This is a genomic window from Anaerococcus sp. HMSC068A02 (genome assembly GCF_001811125.1).
Lineage (GTDB): Bacteria > Bacillota > Clostridia > Tissierellales > Peptoniphilaceae > Anaerococcus > Anaerococcus vaginalis_C.
This window is the reverse complement of the sequence record NZ_KV803709.1, coordinates 15488-33089: the sequence shown is the minus strand read 5'-3', so window position 1 is coordinate 33089 and position 17602 is coordinate 15488. Positions and strand designations below refer to the sequence as shown.

Sequence of the window (17602 nt, the reverse complement as noted above, 5' to 3'; positions counted from 1 at the left end):
TTATATTTACACTAGAGATTAGGAGAGATAATGTTAAGTTTTATAGCACAAATATTGGGTAGCTTAATGAAATTTATTTATGATTCTTTAGTAAATAATTTTACTGAACCATCTAATATAAGTTTTTATGCTATTTCAATAATTTTAATGACAGTTTTGGTATCATTAATTACTATACCAATGACTATGAATCAACAAAAACAAGCAGCAAAAAGTGGAGAAATTCAGCCAAAAGTTGAAGAAATTAAGAAAAAATATGCCTACGATCCTCAAATTATGCAACAAAAAATGCAACAATTATATAAGGAAGAAGGCGTAGGACCAGGAATATCTTCATGTTTGGTTATGATTTTCCAATTATTAATACTTTTATCTTTATATAGGGTTATTCAAAATCCAAATAAATTTATATTTGCAGGTGAAATGCACCAAGTTAAAGATAATTTTTTATGGGTACCAACCCTTTCTAAGGCAGATCCTTTATTTTATGGTTTGCCACTTTTAACAAGTATAAGCCAATTAGGTGTTCAACTTTTCACAATGAAAACATCACCTCAAGGTCAAGCTCAAAATACTCCTGGTATGGGTTCTATGAATAATATGCTTTTGGCTATGCCAGTAATTTATTATTTTGTATTTAGAAACCTTCCTGCAGGTTTGCCTTTATATTGGACAACAAGCTCACTTGCAAGACTTTTAATTCTTGGAGGGCAATATTTAGTTGGCCTAAGCAAAAGAGATAAAGAGGAAAAAGATGAAAAGATCAATAGTAAAAACAGCAAAAACTAAAGATGAAGCTATTAATGAAGCTTTGAAAGAAATTAATAAATCAATAAATGAAGTTGATATTGAAGTTATAGAAGAAGAATCTACAGGATTTTTAGGTTTAATTGGACAAAAAGATGCTGTTGTTAAAATTTCTTATGATGAAGATATTAATGAGGGAATTGATTCATTAATGAAAGAAATTGAAGAAGATAGCAAAAAAGAGCTAGAAAAAGAATTTGATTTGGAAGATTTATCAGAAAAAATAGAAGAAGAAAATTCTTTTGAATATAAATTAGATGAAAAAGAAAATTTGGATGAAATAAATGAATCTTTTGAAGACTTAATAGAAGAAGATTTTGAAGATGAAATAGAAGATTCTGACCAAAAAGAAGACGAAGTAAGTCTTTATTATAAGGCAAAAGATTTGTTAGAAGAAATTTTAATCCAAATGCACTTTGAAGATGTAAAAGTTATTGGAAATTTAGAAGATAACATAATTAAGCTAGATGCAAAAATTGATCCAAAAGATACAGGAATCGTAATTGGAAAAAATGGAAGAACCCTTGATGCAATTGAAACTGTAATAAGAAAAATTATAAAAGCAAGATCAAACAAGGTTAAGCTTAATATAGATATAAACAACTACAAAAAAAGACGCGATGATAAAATTGTAATGCTTGCTGATAAGGCGTGCAAAAAAGTTCTAAAAACAAGAAAAAGTTGGAACTTAAAATATATGAATTCCTATGAAAGAAGACTTGCTCACGAGCAAATTGCAAAATATGATAAGCTTGATTCTCACTCAGAAGGAATTGAACCAAAAAGATACGTTGTAGTTGATTATAAATTAGATTAATATAAAGGATGTTTCACGTGAAACATCTTTTTTAATTGGTAAAATTAATGTATAATATGGAAAGAATGAAAATTTTGTTTATGTCAAAGGTAAACAGTCATTTTAGAAAGGATGAATTATGAGTGAATCTACAATAGCAGCAATTTCTACGCCACAAGGTAGTGGTGGTATATCTATAGTTCGTATGAGTGGCGATAAATCTTTTGACATTATAAAAAAGATTTTTAAGCCAATAAATAAGAGGGCTTTAGATAAAGAAAAAGATAATAGGATGATGAGATATGGTCATATAGAAAAAGACGGTCGTATTTACGATGAAGTTATGGTTAATTTTATGAAAGGACCAAATACCTACACAAGAGAAGATATTTGCGAGATAAATTGCCACGGTTCAATGATTTCTGTAAGAGATATTTTGAATTTATTACTGGATATGGGCTGTGAGCTTGCAGATAGGGGAGAATTTACAAAAAGAGCTTTTCTTAATGGAAGAATAGATTTATCCCAAGCTGAAGCAGTTCTTGATATTATAAATTCAACCAATGAATTATCACAAAAACAAGGCTTAAAACATTTATCAGGTTTGTTAAGAGAAAAAATTGAGGAAATTAGAAATATAGAACTTGAGGCTTTATCAAGAATAGAATATTCAATTAATTTTACTGAAGATGGAGAGGATTTGCCACTTGATAATATTATTGCATTTATGCAAAAGGCCTATGATGAAATTTCAAAACTTCTAGCAACAGCAAATAAGGGAAAACTTGTTAAAGATGGGATTGAAACAACTATAATTGGCAAGCCAAATGTAGGAAAATCTTCACTTTTAAATGTTTTATTAAATGAAAACAGGGCAATTGTTACAGATATTCCTGGAACTACAAGAGATTCTATAACTGAGTATATAAATCTTGGAAATTTAACTTTAAAAATTAATGATACGGCAGGAATTAGGGAAACCCACGATGAAGTTGAAAAAATTGGAGTGCAAAGATCAAAAGAATTAGCAGAAGATGCAGATCTTATTATAGCAATATTTGATATGTCAAGAGACTTAGATGATGAAGATAAGATGATTTTGGATATGTTAAAGGGAAAAAATGCTATTATAATTTTAAATAAAATTGATTTGGATTCAAAAATTTCAAAAAGTGATTTTGATGATTCTTTTAAAATTATCGAAACATCTATGGTTTCACGAGATGGAGTTGATAAATTAGAAGGGGCAATTTTTGATATTTTTGATTCAAAAGAATTAAATAAAGAATCTTTGATGATTACAAATCTTAGACATGAAAGATTATTAAATTCTTCAATGAAAAATTTGAAATCATCATTAGATGATATAAAAGCTTATGTTCCTATTGATTGTGTAGAAGTTGATTTGAGATCTTCTTATGATGATTTGGGACTTATAATAGGAGAAACTGTTTCAGATGAAATAATGGATAAGGTATTTAGGGAGTTTTGTGTTGGAAAATAATAAGTTAGAAAATAAAAATCATAAATATATAGACGAAGCCTATGATGTAGTTGTTATAGGTGCAGGTCATGCTGGTTGTGAGGCAGGACTTGCTTCTGCTAGGCTTGGATTTAAAACTTTGGTTCTTACAACAAGTATGGAATCGGTGGCTGATATGCCATGTAATCCTAATATTGGAGGAACAGGAAAGGGACATATAGTAAGAGAAATTGATGCTTTGGGTGGGGAGATGGCAATAAATATTGACAAGACCTTTATCCAATCAAGGATGTTAAATACATCAAAAGGACCTGCTGTTCATTCATTGAGAGTTCAAGCTGATAAAATCAAATACCATCAAGAGATGAAAAAAACTCTTGAAAATCAAGAAAATCTTGATTTGTTTGAACAAGAAGTAGATAAAATTAATATTGAAGATGGCAAAGTAAAAAGCGTTGAAACAATTCAAGGGGCTATTTTTCCTACAAAAGCTTGTGTGGTTTGTACAGGAACATATTTAAATGGAAAAATTTTGATGGGAGATTTTCAAAAAACATCAGGTCCACATGGTTTATCTGCAGCAACTCATTTATCCGATAGTTTAGAACAATTAGGCTTTTCATTAAGACGTTTTAAAACTGGAACCCCAGCAAGAGTTGGTAAAAAAAGTTTAGATCTAACAAAGACTGAAATTCAAAAAGGAGATGAAAATGTTGTTGCCTTTTCATTTTTAAATGAAGATAAAGATTTTTCAGATAAAAAACAAGAAGCTTGTTATTTGACATATACAACAGAAAAAACTAAAGAAATTATTATGGAAAATTTGGATAGGTCACCAATGTATGCAGGCCTTGTAAAGGGAATTGGTCCAAGATATTGCCCATCAATTGAAGATAAAATGGTAAGATTTCCAGATAGGGACATCCACCAAGTTTTTATTGAACCAGAAAGTCTTTCAACAGATGAGATGTATATTCAAGGTGTTTCATCAACTCTTCCTCAAGAAGTTCAAAAAGAATTCTATAAAACCATAGAAGGCTTAGAAAATTGTAAAATCATTAGACCTGCTTATGGAATTGAATATGACTGCCTTGATTCTACAAATTTAAAAAGAAGTTTAGAGTCAAAAGATATTGAAAATCTATTTTTTGCAGGACAAATAAATGGTTCAAGTGGATATGAAGAAGCTGCAGGACAAGGTCTTATTGCAGGAATAAATGCAGCTTTAAAATTAAGAGGAGAAGATGCCTTAATTCTTGATAGGTCTGATGCTTATATTGGGGTTTTAATTGATGATTTAGTAACTAAGGGAACTAATGAACCATATAGGATGATGACTTCAAGGTGCGAATATAGACTTACAATGAGACAAGATAATGCTGATTTTAGGCTTACAGAAAAAGGACATGAAATAGGACTTGTATCAGATGAACGTTATGAAAAAATGGTGGTAAAAAGAGAAAATATTGAAAAAGAAATTTCTAGATTAAAAAATGTAATGATTAGTCCTAACGAAGAAAATAATGAAATTCTAGAAAAAATAGGCTCAAATCCTATAAAAACTGGCTATAGTTTATTTGATCTTATAAAAAGACCAGAATTAACCTATAAAAAATTGGAAGTTTTGGATCCTGATAGACCAGAATTGCCAAAATTCCAACAAATACAAGTTCAAACAGAAATCAAATATCAAGGATATATCAAAAAACAAATGGCAGATATAGGAAAATTCAAAAAACTAGAAAACAAAAAACTAGACCATGATATTGATTACAGTAAAATCAATGGATTAAAAAAAGAATCCGCAGAGAAATTAAATAAAATAAAGCCAGATTCAATTGGTCAAGCCTCAAGAATTTCAGGAGTTTCTCCAGCTGATATAAATGTACTTCTTATAAGACTCAAGTCGGGAGATTTAAATGGATAAGTTTAAAATATATGAACAAATGCTCATAGAAACAAATAAAAAATTTAATCTAACAAGCATAGATGATCCGAAAGAAATAAGGATAAAACATTTTGAAGACTCTCTTACTATAAAATCATATATAAATAAAGGAATGAAAGTCTTGGATATAGGATCAGGAGCTGGATTTCCAGGAATTCCTCTTAGAATTGAAAAAGATTTTGATTTAACTTTGATAGATTCAGTAAATAAAAAAGTAAATTTTGTGAATGAAGTAATAGAAGAATTAAAACTTGAAAAAGCCAAAGCTATTCATGTCAGAGCAGAAGATTACGCAAAAGATCATAGAGAAGAATTTGATATGGTTATTTCAAGAGCTGTTGCAAATTTATCAACACTTTCAGAATATGCTCTTCCATTTTTAAAAGTTGGCGGAATTTTTATAGCTATGAAAGGTCCCAAAGCAGAAGAAGAATATGAACAAGCACAAAATGCTTTAAAAATCTTGGGAGGAGAATTAATTAATATTGACACAATTGATCTTTACGGAAATACAAGAAAAAATATTTTGATAAAAAAAGTAAGGTCAACGAAAAAGAAATATCCTAGAGGAAAAAATCAACCAAAGAAAAATCCTTTATAAAAATAAAATAAATAAAAGAAAAAATGTTTCACGTGAAACATTTTTTTATTGAAAATATGTTATACTATTATAGAGAAAAGAGGATTTATGAAAGCACAAATTTTTTCTGTAGGAACAGAAATATTATTAGGAAATATTACAGATACAAATTCGAAATTTATAGGGCAAAAACTTACAGAATATGGAATAGATGTCTATAAAATGACTACTATTGGAGATAATTTTGATAGATTGTACCAAGTAATGAAAAATGCTTATGGAAAAGTTGATTATATTTTTGTAACAGGAGGGCTTGGGCCAACTGAAGATGACATAAGCAAAGAAGTTGCCATAAAAGTTATTGGCAAAGAAGACCAAGTAGAAATAGATAAAAAATCAAAAGAAAGAATTGAAAGATATTTTTCTAATAATAAAAAAGCTATTGAGGCAAATTTAAAGCAAGCAAAATTTCCAAAAGGAGCAATCATTTTAGATAACGACAAAGGAACAGCTCCAGGTTGCATAATGGGAGATAAGACCAAAATAATTCTTCTTCCAGGACCACCAAGAGAAATGGAATATATGTTCGAAAATAAACTTTCAAGTTATTTAAAAAAAGATGCTATTATTAAATCAAAGAATTTAAGAATAGGACTTTTGGGAGAATGGGATATGGCAAATAGAATTGATTTGTCATCAACAAACCCTACAATTTCTCCTTATTTTGATAATGAAGGTGGATTTTTAAGAATTACTGCAAAGGCTAAAAGCGAAAAAGAAGCAGATTTTTTATTAAATGAAAAAGAAAAAGAAGTTAAAAATGTTTTTGGAAATTTGTTTATTTCCGATGATGGTTTGAGAAAAGAAGAAACTTTAATAAATTTATTAAAAGAAAGAAATGAAAAAGTTTCTACTTGTGAATCTATAACTGGGGGATTGATTGCTTCATCAATAATAGATATAAGTGGAGCAAGTGAGGTAATAGAAGAATCCTATATAACTTATTCAGATAAAATTAAAGAAAAGATTTTAAATGTTTCACGTGAAACATTAGAAAAATATAGTGCAGTAAGTGTTGAGTGTGCAAACGAAATGATCGAAGGCTTATACAAAATTACAAATTCAAGTCTTTGTATAGGATCAACTGGCTATGCCCACAAGGGAGAAGTAATTCTTGCAATAAAATATAAGAATCAAAAAGTTATAAAAAAATTTCAATTTTCAGCTGATAGGAATAAGGCAAGGCTTTTTGCGAAAAATCGAGCCTTGGATCTTGCTATAATTATTATGAGAGGTAAGTATGAAGACAATATCGATATTTAATCAAAAAGGTGGAGTAGGAAAAACTACAAGCGTTGTAAATCTTGCAGTATCCTTGTCAAGACTTAATAAAAAAGTATTGGTTATTGATTTTGACCCACAAGCCAATACAACAACAGGTCTTGGTTTTGATAAAAATGAACTTGAAAAATCAATATACAAAATATTTTATGATGAAGGGGATAATTACAAGGAATATATTTTAAAAAGTGAGGAAGGTCCTTATCTAATAGCTAGCGAAAATTCCTTGTCAGGTCTTGAAGTAGAGCTTGTAAGTCTTGATGAAGAGGAAAGATTGAAAATGCTTAGCCAAATCATTGAAGAAATAAAAAAAGATTTTGACATTATTTTGATAGATTGCCCGCCATCTTTGGGACTTTTGTCTTTAAATGCTCTTGTAGCTAGTGATTCTATAATTATTCCTATTCAAACAGAATACTATGCTCTTGAGGGAGTGAGCGAGCTATTAAAAACTTATCAAACAATAAAAGAATCCATAAAAGAAGATTTGGAAATTGAGGGAGTTTTGCTTTGTATGTTTGATAAGGATACGGATTTATCTTATGAAGTAGTAGAAGAAGTAAAATCATTTTTTAAAGAGAAAGTATTCTCTACTATGATTCCAAGAAATATAAAACTCGCAGAGGCACCATCATTTGGAAAATCTGTTATATCTTATGATGAAAAATCTAAGGGAGCAAGAGCTTACTTGTATTTGGCAAAAGAGCTTGTAGAAAATATTTTTGGAAAAAAGGAAAATTTAGAAAAAAATTCAAAGATTGAAGAAAAAAATGATAAATTAAACAATGCTGAAGTAAAGAATTCAGAAAAAACTAAAGAAATCAATGATGAAGATTCTAAGTTAGATAAAAAAATAGATAAAAATGATAAAAAAGAAAATTCTGATGAGGCAATAGTAAAGAAAAACAAATTTTCTTTTAATCAAAATAAACTAATAAATAATGAAAAGAGGGATTAACTATGACGAAAAAAACTTTGGGTAGAGGACTTGGATCTCTAATACCAGAAAATAACAAAAAAAATAAGACCATAGTTAGGATTCCTTTGGAAAAAATTTATGCTAGAGAAGATCAACCTAGGAAAAATTTTGATGATAAATCATTGGAAGGACTTAGCCAATCTATAGAAAAATATGGCTTATTAAACCCAATTGTCCTTAAAAAAAATGGGATAAGATATGAAATAATTGCTGGAGAACGTAGGTTTAGGGCAAGTAAGCTTTTGGGTTTAAAAGAAATTGATGCAATTATAAAAAATGTAGATACAAAGGATATTGATATTCTTTCAATAGTTGAAAATGTTCAAAGGGAAGATTTATCTGGTCTTGAAGAGGCTAATGCTTATAATGAGCTTTCAAAAAACTATGGTATGACTCAAGATGAAATAGCAAAAACTGTTGGCAAGTCAAGATCTTACATTGCAAATACCCTAAGACTTTTAAAACTTGATGAAAATTCAAAAAAAGCGCTTGAAGAAGGAAATATTTCTTCATCCCAAGCAAGAACACTTCTTTCTATAAAGGATGAAGAAGATAGGCAAAAAAGCCTTGATGATTTTAAAAATAAAAAAACAAATATAAGAAAAGTTGAAAAGATTAGTTCTAGAAATAACAAAAAAAATCAAAAGGAAGATAATTTAGATAGGATTTTATTTGAGGATTTTGAGGAAAAATTTATTGACCTACTTAATTCAAAGGTAGAAATTAAAAAAAATAATGAAACATATAGGGTTACTATTGATTGTTTTTCTATTGAGGAGATAGAAAATTTATATTGGAGATTAAAAAATGGAAAAGAATAAAATGATAGATTTTTCTGTAGACCATCTTATAGAAAATACCAGAAAAAAAACAGCTAATCCAGGTGGAGGAGCCATTACAAGTCTTGTTGGAAACCTTGGATTAAACCTTATTTTGATGATGGCAAAAAAAGATTATAAGGATGAAAAATTAAATAAAAAATCCAAAAAAATTGAAGATAAATTCAAAAAATATTCTGAAGAATTAAAAGAACTTATGCAAGAAGATATTGATAAGGTAAATCTTTTAATAAAAGCTTATAAAAATAAGGAAATAAAAAATTACGATGACTATATTATAGAGGCAAACAAGGCTCCAAAAAGAACTATAGAGCTTATGATAATTGTTTTGCAAGATTGTGATTTTATTTTAAAATATGGAAATATTGATACGATTTCTGATGGAGAAATAGGACTTAGACTTGTAAAAGAATCAATCCATTCTTCTTTTATAAACCTTATTTTGAATGAGGAAAATATTACTGATCCAAATCATGAAAAAACAAATTACAAATCTATTATAAATTTCTGTGATAAATTATATAAGGATAATATGAAAATCATCGAAGAAAGGGAAAAGAAATGGGACAAATAATAGCTATAGTAATCTTATTTATTCTTGTTATTTTTGAATATTCTATGATAAAAGCTAATAATAACAAACTAAAAAGACAAAAAAGAAGATACGATCATCTACTTAGGGGCAAAAATCCTGATGTAAATCTTGAAGAATTAATTTTGCAATTAAATGACCAAATCGAACAATCAAATAGGGAAATAAAATCTCTTGACCAAAGATCATCAGATACAAAAAATACTACAATGGGAGCTGTTAGCAAAATGGCAGTTGTTCATTATGATGCTTTTGATAGTCAAAGAGGAAGAAATTCGTTTTCATTAACTCTCCTAGATTCTTATCATAATGGAATAATTCTTACAAATTTATATTCACAAGATGGCTCAAATACTTACTTAAAAGAGATTACAAATGGAGAGTGTGACATAGAGCTTTCCGAAAGGGAAAAGGAATCTTTAGAAAAAGCAAAATTATAGAAGATAATTAAAATTATTGGGGTATAATATTAATGCTAATATCGATTTATAATTAGGAGGTAATTATGGCAAACGATGGAGTTATGGAGCTTGCTACTGAAAATATTAGGGGCAAAAATCGCAGAATAGTATTTCCAGAAGGCAATGACTCAAGAGTACTAAGAGCAGCTATTAGACATCAAAATGACGGTCTTATAGTACCAATACTTTTAGGAGATAAAGAAGAAATTCAAAAAGTAGCAGAAGAAGAAGGGGTAAAATTAGGAGATATTCAAATAATAAACCCTAGAGAAAGTGAATTACTTGATGAATTAGTAGATAAATACGTTGAACTTAGAAAAGGCAAAAACACCAGAGAAGATGGTGAATATATACTAAAGAAAGATAACAATTACTTTGGAACAATGCTAGTTCAAACTGGAAAAGCAGATGGAATGGTTTCAGGAGCATCAAATCCAACTGGAGATACTGTAAGACCAGCTTTACAACTTATCAAAACAAGAAAAGGTGTAAATAGAGTATCCGGCGTTATGATTATGCTTGGACCTAATGGGGAAAAATTATTATTTGCAGATACAGCAATAAATATTACTCTTCAATCAAACGAACTTGCAGAAGTTGCAGTAGAAGCAGCAAAAACAGCAGAAGAATTTGGAATCGAACCAATAGTTGCTATGCTATCATTTTCAACAAAAGGATCTGCAAAACACGAACTTGCAAGAAAAGTAGAAGAAGCTACAAAACTTGCAAAAGAAATGGATCCAAATCTTAAAGTTGATGGAGAAATGCAATTTGATGCAGCAATTTCACCACAAGTTGCAAGAAAGAAAATTCCTAATTCAGATGTGGCAGGAAAAGCAAAAGTATTTATTTTCCCAGACCTACAAGCTGCAAATATTGGATATAAAATTGGGCAAAGACTTGGTGGATACGAAGCTTTAGGCCCAATACTTCAAGGATTAAACAAACCAGTTAACGACCTTTCAAGAGGATGTAACGAAGAAGACGTATATAAATTAACAATACTAACAGCAAATCAAGTTAGAGATTAATAAATTTATAAATTAAAATAAGCAAAAGAGACAGTCGCTAGATTGCCTCTTTTGTTATACAAAAAATTAATATATAAAATATAAAAATAATAAAACAAAAAGAGGTGATGATAATATTTAGAGAAGAAATAAAACAAAATTCCAAAGCTGTTGTTCCCATAGCAGTTTTAGTTTTAATTTTAAATTTATTTAGACCAGTAGAAAACAAAATTATTATAAAATTTTTAATAGGATGTATTGGGATAATTTTTGGTCTTTCTATTTTTCTTACTGGAGTTAATCTATCAATTTCAAAAATTGGAACATATATGGGAGATTTTATTGCAAAATCTGAAAAAATAATTAAAGTTATTATTTTTGGAATTTTTATAGGATTTATAATTTCAATTGCAGAACCAGATCTTTTAATTTTAGCAAATCAAGTAAGAAGTGCTATTGGGCTTTCTTCCTTATTAATAGTAGCCATAATTTCGATTGGGGTTGGCTTTATGATTTCTCTTGGTCTTTTTAGGATATTTAAAGAAATAAAACTTTCAACACTTATGTTTATAATTTATGGTGTGATTTTTATTCTAATGTTTATAGTAAATGATTTGGGCCATGCTATAGCTTTTGATGCATCGGGAGCAACTACGGGCGCAATGACAACTCCCTTTATTATTGCTCTAGGTCTTGGGGTAAGTAAATTAAAGGGAGAAAAAAAGGGAGAAGAAAATTCTTTTGGCCTTGTAGGAATTGCATCAACAGGACCTATTCTTGCGGGACTTTTGATGACTATGTCTATAAATTCAAAAAATATTTTGCTAGAAGAACAAGCTCATCAACTAGCTTTGATTTCAGGATTTAAATCGGCAAGTTTTGCAATTTTACCAATAACTTTGGTGTTTTTTATAATGGATAAGCTAGTTTTTAAAATTAAAAATAAAAAATCAATAAATCTTGGTTTAATTTACACTTACCTAGGGCTGATAATATTTTTGGCAAGTGTAGAAGGTGGATTTATGGAGCTTGCAAGACTTATGGGGGAGAATTACTCTGATTTTAGATTTGTACCTATCATTGGATTTATTTTGGGACTTTTGGTAGTTTTGGCAGAGCCTGCTGTCTTTGTTTTGGCAGAACAAGTCGAAGAAGTTACAGGAGGTTCAATCCACAAATCTTCAATAATGAAAGCTCTTTCTGTTGGAGTTGCTTTTGCGGTTATGCTTGCTATGTTTAGAATAAAAATAGAAGGCTTTAAATTATGGATGATAATTGTTCCAGGATTTTTAATAGCTCTAATTTTATCAAGAAATGTTTCCCAACTTTTTGTAGGAATTGCATTTGATTCGGGAGGAGTTGCGTCAGGGCCAATGACTGCGACTTTTATATTAGGTTTTTGCCAAGGAGTTGCAGGAAATATTGATGGTGGATTTGGAGTGATTGCCTTTGTAGCTTTAATGCCAGTGATTACAATTATGATAATGGGATCTTTTTATAAGGAGGCCATAGAAGGATAATGAAATATTTAAGAATAATAACACCAAGATCTAAAGGGTCAAAAATCATGAATCAATTAAAAGAAAAAGGTGCTAAGTCAATATCTTGCCTTTTGGCAGAAGGATCTGCTAACGCGCATATTCTTGAAGTTTTAGAAATTGATAAGGAAAAAAAAGAGATAGTTTCAGCACTTGTAAATGATGATTTAGTAAATGATTTATTAGACCAAATAAAAGATAAATTTGATAAGAAAAACACATCTATAATGTTTACGACACCAGTAGATTATAAAGGAGAAACAGATATGGAATATGAAGCTTTGTATGTGATAGTTAATAAAGAAAATGCAGATAAGGTTATTGAAATATCCCAAAAAGAAGGAGCAAAAGGCGCAACTGTTGTTCATGGCAGAGGATCTGGAATTCAAAAAAAATCTGTGTTTTTAAATATGACTATAGAGCCTGAAAAAGATATTGTCATAATGCTTATAAAAAAGGAAATTTCAGAGAAAGTAAAATCAGCAATTTATGATGCGATGAATTTGGATGAAAATTCGAAAGGGATTTTATTTTCACTTCCTGTCACAGATGTGCGCGGGCTTGTTGAGCAAAATTAAGACGGTATAATTTAAAGAGAAAAAATGGAGGATATTATGAAAGAAATAAATACAAGTGAATTTGATACACACGTTTTAGAAAACGAAGGAATAGTTTTAGTAGATTTTTCAGCAACTTGGTGCGGACCTTGCAAAATGCAAAAACCAGTTCTTGAAGAAATGGAAGGCGAAGTTGATTTTGAAATATATTCAGTAGACGTAGATGAAAATCCAGACCTTGCAGGAAGATATAATGTAAATGCCGTTCCATCAATGATGTTATTTAAAGGTGGAGTTTTAAAAAATACTCTAGTAGGTTTTCAAGCTAAAGAAGTAATACTTGAAGAAATAGAAAAACTTAAATAATGGATTATGATTTAATAATAATAGGATTTGGGCCTGCAGGAATTTCTGCAGGTCTAAATGCTAGTATAAGAGGAAAAAAAGTTTTAATTATCGGAAAAAAATCAAAAGCCTTGGAAAAAAGTTCCTCAATAAAAAATTATTTGGGATTCAGTGATATAAAAGGCTTGGACTTATACAATAATTTTATACACCATATAAAAAATTATCCTGTTAAGATATTGGATAGGAAAATAAAGGCAGTTTATGCCATGGGAGAATATTTTTCAATAGATTTGGGCGAAAAAATGCTCACATCAAAAGCTTGCATAATTGCAACAGGAATTGATATGGGAAAAAGCATTGAAGGAGAAGATGAATTTTTTGCCAAAGGAATTTCTTATTGTGCAACTTGTGATGCCAGCCTATATAAAGGAAAAAAAGTAGTCTTGGTTGGATATAATGAAGAAGCTATTGAAGAAGCAAATTTTATAAATAAAATGGCAAGCCAAACAATTTTTGTAAATCCTAATAAAAAACCTATAGAACTTGACGATGGAATTAAAATTATAAACAAAAAGCCAAAAAAATTTCAAGGAGCTTTGAAGGCCGAAAGTCTTATATTAGAAGATGGGGAAGAATTGAAGGCTGATGGATTTTTTGTAATAAAAAATTCTTCAAAACCAAAAAGTCTTGTACCATCAGTGAAGATTGAAAATAGCCATATAAAAGTAGACTTAGATATGAAAACAAACATAAAAGGTCTATTTGCCTGTGGAGATATAGTTGGCACACCTTATCAAATAAATAAGGCGGTAGGTCAAGGACAAATTGCTGGATTAAATGCGGCAAGTTATATAAGTAAAAATAAATAAAATGTTTCACGTGAAACAATTAATGTCATGCAATGAAGTGTGGCATTATTTTTTTGCTTAAATTTATTTTAAAAAAATTCATTTATAATTTATTTTTTATGCTTGGAGATTTTTTTGATTTCAAAAAAATTTATCATAATGTTAGCTCTAATAATATAAAAATTGTAAAAAACATAATTAATACATAATTAAAATTAATTATCAAAAATATTCTTTCTTTTTACTTGAAAATTGTCGTATTATATGTAGAATAATATTTAAGTAGATTATTCTATTCTAGATTACAGTCTATAAATTGTAAGGAGGTTTATATGACAAGAAAACACATAGAATTTTTTGAATTTAATAACTCTATATTTTCAATGATTAGGGAAATATCACATAAGATAGATTTGCTTTTACAAGAAACAGCTCAAGAAATGGGCGTTACAACTCTTCAACTTAAAATGATTATGACTCTATCAGCATCTGATGAATCAGTTTCTATAGGAAATCTTGGTAAATCAATAGGAGTAAATGGCGGAAATATTTCTAATATTTGCAAAAAATTGGAAAAACAAGGATTTGTTGATAGAAATAGATCTGATGAAGATGAAAGAGTTGTTAATGTAAAATTAACACAAAAGGGTTTTGATGCTGCTGAAAAGGTAAGCAAATATTTTGATAAGATTAGACCTAAAGAAGACGAAAAAAGAATAAATTCTAATTTAAAAACAATAATTAATGAATTAGATTCACTAGATAATTTATTAGACGATTACATTGTTAGGAGTGGTTTATAGATGCCATCATTTAAAAAAGGCAAAAGGCCTCTAGTCTATTATTGGATTATTGCCATTGTGGCCTTTTTGGTTATTCAACAAATTTTGCAACCAATTAGGGCTGAGGGAAAACCAAAAGAGATAACTTATTCTCAATTTGTATCAATGATTGATAATGGACAAGTTAGAGAAGTTACAAAAGATGATTATAATTACACTTTCACAGCGGTAGTTGATGGAGATAAGCAAAAATTTATCACAGGCTTGTGGCCTGATACTGACCTTACTGAAAGACTTCTTGAGGCTAGCAAAAAACACAAAAACTTGACCTTTACCAAGGAAGTTGAAACAAAGATGAGCCCATGGCTTACCTTGTTTGTTACAAGTATTTTGCCATTGTTGTTTTTACTTTTAATATTTTATATGGCAAATAGGTCTTTATCAAAGACTATGGGAGGCCGTGGCGGCGGAGACTTTATGAATTTTGGTAAATCAAATGCCAAAATTTATATGGAAAACAAAACCGGCAAGACCTTTGCAGATGTAGCAGGTCAAGAAGAAGCAAAAGATAGCTTAAATGAAGTAGTAGATTTCTTGCATGGACCACAAAAATACAAGGAAATCGGTGCGGTTTTACCAAAAGGAGTACTTCTTGTAGGTCCTCCAGGAACAGGTAAGACTCTTCTTGCAAAAGCTGTTGCAGGAGAGGCAAATGTTCCATTTTTCTCAATTTCAGGCTCTGAATTTGTAGAGATGTTTGTTGGAATGGGTGCTAGCAAGGTTCGTGATCTTTTCAAACAAGCAAAAGAAAAAGCGCCTTGTATAGTATTTATCGACGAGATAGATGCCATTGGTAAAAAACGTGATGTTTCTGGATATTCTGGAAATGACGAACGTGAGCAAACACTTAACCAATTGCTAAATGAAATGGACGGATTTGATGCGACTGAGGGAGTAGTTTTATTGTCTGCAACCAACAGACCAGAAATTCTAGACCCAGCCCTAACAAGACCAGGACGTTTTGATAGAAGGGTTCAAGTAGAACTTCCAGATCTAAAAGGTCGTGAAGATATATTAAAAGTTCATGCAAAAAAAATTAAGCGTGAAGATGAAATTGATTATGAAGAAATAGCAAAAAGAACTGCAGGAACAAGCGGAGCTGACCTTGCAAATATTGTAAACGAAGGAGCTTTGAGAGCTGTTAGAGAAGGACGTAAAAAACTAACCCAAACAGACCTTGAAGAATCAATCGAAACAGTTATTGCAGGAGCTCAAAAGAAAAATGCAGTTATTTCAGATGATCAAAAGAAAATTATAGCTTACCACGAAGTAGGACATGCTCTTGTTGCAGCAATTCAAACACAAAAAACCCCAGTAACCAAAATTACAATTGTACCAAGAACTGGTGGAGCTTTGGGTTATACAATGACTGTCGACAAAGATGAGAAATTTATAATGACAAAACAAGAGCTATTTGATGAAATAGTAACCTTGGCAGGTGGAAGAAGTGCAGAAGAATTAATATTTAATGCAAAAACCACTGGAGCAAGCAACGATATAGAAAAAGCCACAGCCATAGCAAGAAATATGGTAACAATTTATGGTATGGATGATGACTTTGACTTTATGCAACTTGAACAAATCCAAGGAAGATACCTTGGAGGTCAAAGATCAATGATAGTTTCAAATGGAACTGGAGATAAGATTGACCAAAAGGTTGGAAAAATTATTGCCCAAGCTCACATGAGAGCTATAGAAATTTTAAAAGATAATTTAGAAAAACTTCATGAAATTTCAGATTTCCTTTTAAAAGAAGAAACAATTACAGGCGAGCAATTTATGGAAATATTAAATAAAAAACCTGTAGAAAATAGAGAAAATCCTAAAGAAGAACCTTCAAATGAAAATACATTAGAAGAAAAAGCAATCGAAGATGATATAAAAACATCAGATGACAAAAAAGAAAATTCTAGCGAAATGTCAAATGAAGATTTAAAAAAGGAATTGGAAGAAACTTTGAAAGAAAATGAAGAAAAATCTTCAGATAAAGATTTAGATGATACAATAGCCCTAGGCTCAAGTGAACAATCAAATCAAGAAGATGAATAATAAAAAGAGCCTAATTGGCTCTTTTTGTTTTAAGGGAAAAAGATTAAAAATAGAAAATAAAATTAACTTCAAATTAAATGTTTTGGGGTTTTGAGGTTTATATGGAATATATAATTAGAATTGAAGATAAAAAAGATAGTTTTACTCAAACAGATAAAAATATTGCATCTTATATATTAAACAACAAGGACTTGATAATAAAACAATCGAGCATTGACCTTGCAAAAAATACAAAATCATCTCAGGCTGCTGTTACAAGATTTGTAAAAAAAATCGGCTATAATTCCTTTGTGGATATGAAAATATCAATTGCAAAAGCCTTTGAAGAAGAAAGTGATTTTATAGAAGATGAAATAAAAAAATCTGACAAAACAAAGGATATAATAAATAAGTCTAAGGCAAATATACAAAAAACAATAGAAAAAACTTATGCATTAATAGATGAAGAAAAAATTGAAAAAGCGTGTCAAATTTTAAATAAGGCTAAAAAAATTTATCTTTCAGGAGTGGCAGGTTCTGGACTTATATGCGAAGATTTTTATTATAAATTATTAAGGGCAGGGGCAGATGTGTATTATGAGAAA

Annotated in this window: 18 protein-coding genes; all 18 read left to right on the top strand. The window is 29.7% G+C overall.

Features of this window, described 5'->3' with window-relative positions; all coding sequences use genetic code 11:
• Positions 1 to 30 precede the first annotated feature (30 nt).
• Complete coding sequence (locus HMPREF2782_RS00140; protein ID WP_004839606.1) at positions 31 to 789, top strand: YidC/Oxa1 family membrane protein insertase; 759 nt, start codon at positions 31 to 33, stop codon at positions 787 to 789.
• The gene (gene jag / locus HMPREF2782_RS00135; RefSeq protein ID WP_070639863.1) at positions 755 to 1624 is read left to right on the top strand and encodes an RNA-binding cell elongation regulator Jag/EloR; all 870 of its coding nucleotides are present in this window, start codon (positions 755 to 757) and stop codon (positions 1622 to 1624) included. Before HMPREF2782_RS00140 ends, jag begins: the two co-directional genes overlap by 35 nt.
• Positions 1625 to 1742: 118 nt before the next feature.
• Positions 1743 to 3107: a tRNA uridine-5-carboxymethylaminomethyl(34) synthesis GTPase MnmE gene (gene mnmE, locus HMPREF2782_RS00130; RefSeq protein WP_070639860.1), complete on the top strand. Its 1365-nt coding sequence runs from the start codon at positions 1743 to 1745 to the stop codon at positions 3105 to 3107.
• A complete protein-coding gene (mnmG, locus tag HMPREF2782_RS00125; protein WP_070639920.1) occupies positions 3097 to 5013 on the top strand; it encodes a tRNA uridine-5-carboxymethylaminomethyl(34) synthesis enzyme MnmG in 1917 nt (638 codons plus the stop codon). Before mnmE ends, mnmG begins: the two co-directional genes overlap by 11 nt.
• A complete protein-coding gene (rsmG, locus tag HMPREF2782_RS00120) occupies positions 5006 to 5635 on the top strand; it encodes a 16S rRNA (guanine(527)-N(7))-methyltransferase RsmG (RefSeq protein ID WP_070639857.1) in 630 nt (209 codons plus the stop codon). The genes mnmG and rsmG overlap by 8 nt, the downstream gene beginning before the upstream one ends.
• Before the next feature lie 87 nt (positions 5636 to 5722).
• The gene (locus tag HMPREF2782_RS00115) at positions 5723 to 6937 is read left to right on the top strand and encodes a CinA family nicotinamide mononucleotide deamidase-related protein (protein WP_070639854.1); all 1215 of its coding nucleotides are present in this window, start codon (positions 5723 to 5725) and stop codon (positions 6935 to 6937) included.
• Positions 6915 to 7913 carry a ParA family protein gene (locus HMPREF2782_RS00110; RefSeq protein WP_070639851.1) on the top strand — a complete coding sequence of 333 codons (999 nt, stop codon included), beginning with the start codon at positions 6915 to 6917 and terminating at the stop codon, positions 7911 to 7913. The genes HMPREF2782_RS00115 and HMPREF2782_RS00110 overlap by 23 nt, the downstream gene beginning before the upstream one ends.
• A 2-nt stretch (positions 7914 to 7915) precedes the next feature.
• Positions 7916 to 8755, top strand: a complete 840-nt coding sequence (locus HMPREF2782_RS00105) for a ParB/RepB/Spo0J family partition protein (protein WP_070639848.1) — start codon at positions 7916 to 7918, stop codon at positions 8753 to 8755.
• Positions 8742 to 9347, top strand: coding sequence for a cyclodeaminase/cyclohydrolase family protein (locus HMPREF2782_RS00100; protein ID WP_070639845.1), 606 nt, complete (start codon positions 8742 to 8744; stop codon positions 9345 to 9347). Before HMPREF2782_RS00105 ends, HMPREF2782_RS00100 begins: the two co-directional genes overlap by 14 nt.
• Complete coding sequence (locus tag HMPREF2782_RS00095) at positions 9335 to 9805, top strand: DUF4446 family protein (RefSeq protein WP_019118847.1); 471 nt, start codon at positions 9335 to 9337, stop codon at positions 9803 to 9805. Before HMPREF2782_RS00100 ends, HMPREF2782_RS00095 begins: the two co-directional genes overlap by 13 nt.
• Before the next feature lie 65 nt (positions 9806 to 9870).
• On the top strand, positions 9871 to 10857 hold the full coding sequence (pta, locus tag HMPREF2782_RS00090) for a phosphate acetyltransferase (RefSeq protein ID WP_070639842.1): 987 nt from the start codon (positions 9871 to 9873) through the stop codon (positions 10855 to 10857).
• Positions 10858 to 10964: 107 nt separating this feature from the next.
• Positions 10965 to 12356 (top strand): DUF1538 domain-containing protein, encoded by a 1392-nt coding sequence (locus tag HMPREF2782_RS00085; protein WP_070639839.1) that lies wholly within the window; start codon positions 10965 to 10967, stop codon positions 12354 to 12356.
• Positions 12356 to 12952 carry a P-II family nitrogen regulator gene (locus tag HMPREF2782_RS00080; RefSeq protein ID WP_070639836.1) on the top strand — a complete coding sequence of 199 codons (597 nt, stop codon included), beginning with the start codon at positions 12356 to 12358 and terminating at the stop codon, positions 12950 to 12952. The genes HMPREF2782_RS00085 and HMPREF2782_RS00080 overlap by 1 nt, the downstream gene beginning before the upstream one ends.
• Positions 12953 to 12976: 24 nt before the next feature.
• Positions 12977 to 13297 carry a thioredoxin family protein gene (locus HMPREF2782_RS00075; RefSeq protein WP_004839593.1) on the top strand — a complete coding sequence of 107 codons (321 nt, stop codon included), beginning with the start codon at positions 12977 to 12979 and terminating at the stop codon, positions 13295 to 13297.
• Positions 13297 to 14148 (top strand): NAD(P)/FAD-dependent oxidoreductase, encoded by an 852-nt coding sequence (locus HMPREF2782_RS00070; protein WP_070639835.1) that lies wholly within the window; start codon positions 13297 to 13299, stop codon positions 14146 to 14148. Before HMPREF2782_RS00075 ends, HMPREF2782_RS00070 begins: the two co-directional genes overlap by 1 nt.
• Before the next feature lie 311 nt (positions 14149 to 14459).
• Positions 14460 to 14930, top strand: a complete 471-nt coding sequence (locus tag HMPREF2782_RS00065) for a MarR family winged helix-turn-helix transcriptional regulator (protein WP_004839591.1) — start codon at positions 14460 to 14462, stop codon at positions 14928 to 14930.
• Positions 14931 to 17018: an ATP-dependent zinc metalloprotease FtsH gene (gene ftsH / locus HMPREF2782_RS00060; RefSeq protein ID WP_070639832.1), complete on the top strand. Its 2088-nt coding sequence runs from the start codon at positions 14931 to 14933 to the stop codon at positions 17016 to 17018.
• Between the two features lie 101 nt (positions 17019 to 17119).
• Positions 17120 to 17602: MurR/RpiR family transcriptional regulator (locus HMPREF2782_RS00055; RefSeq protein ID WP_148130014.1), on the top strand; the 483-nt coding region annotated here is incomplete at its 3' end.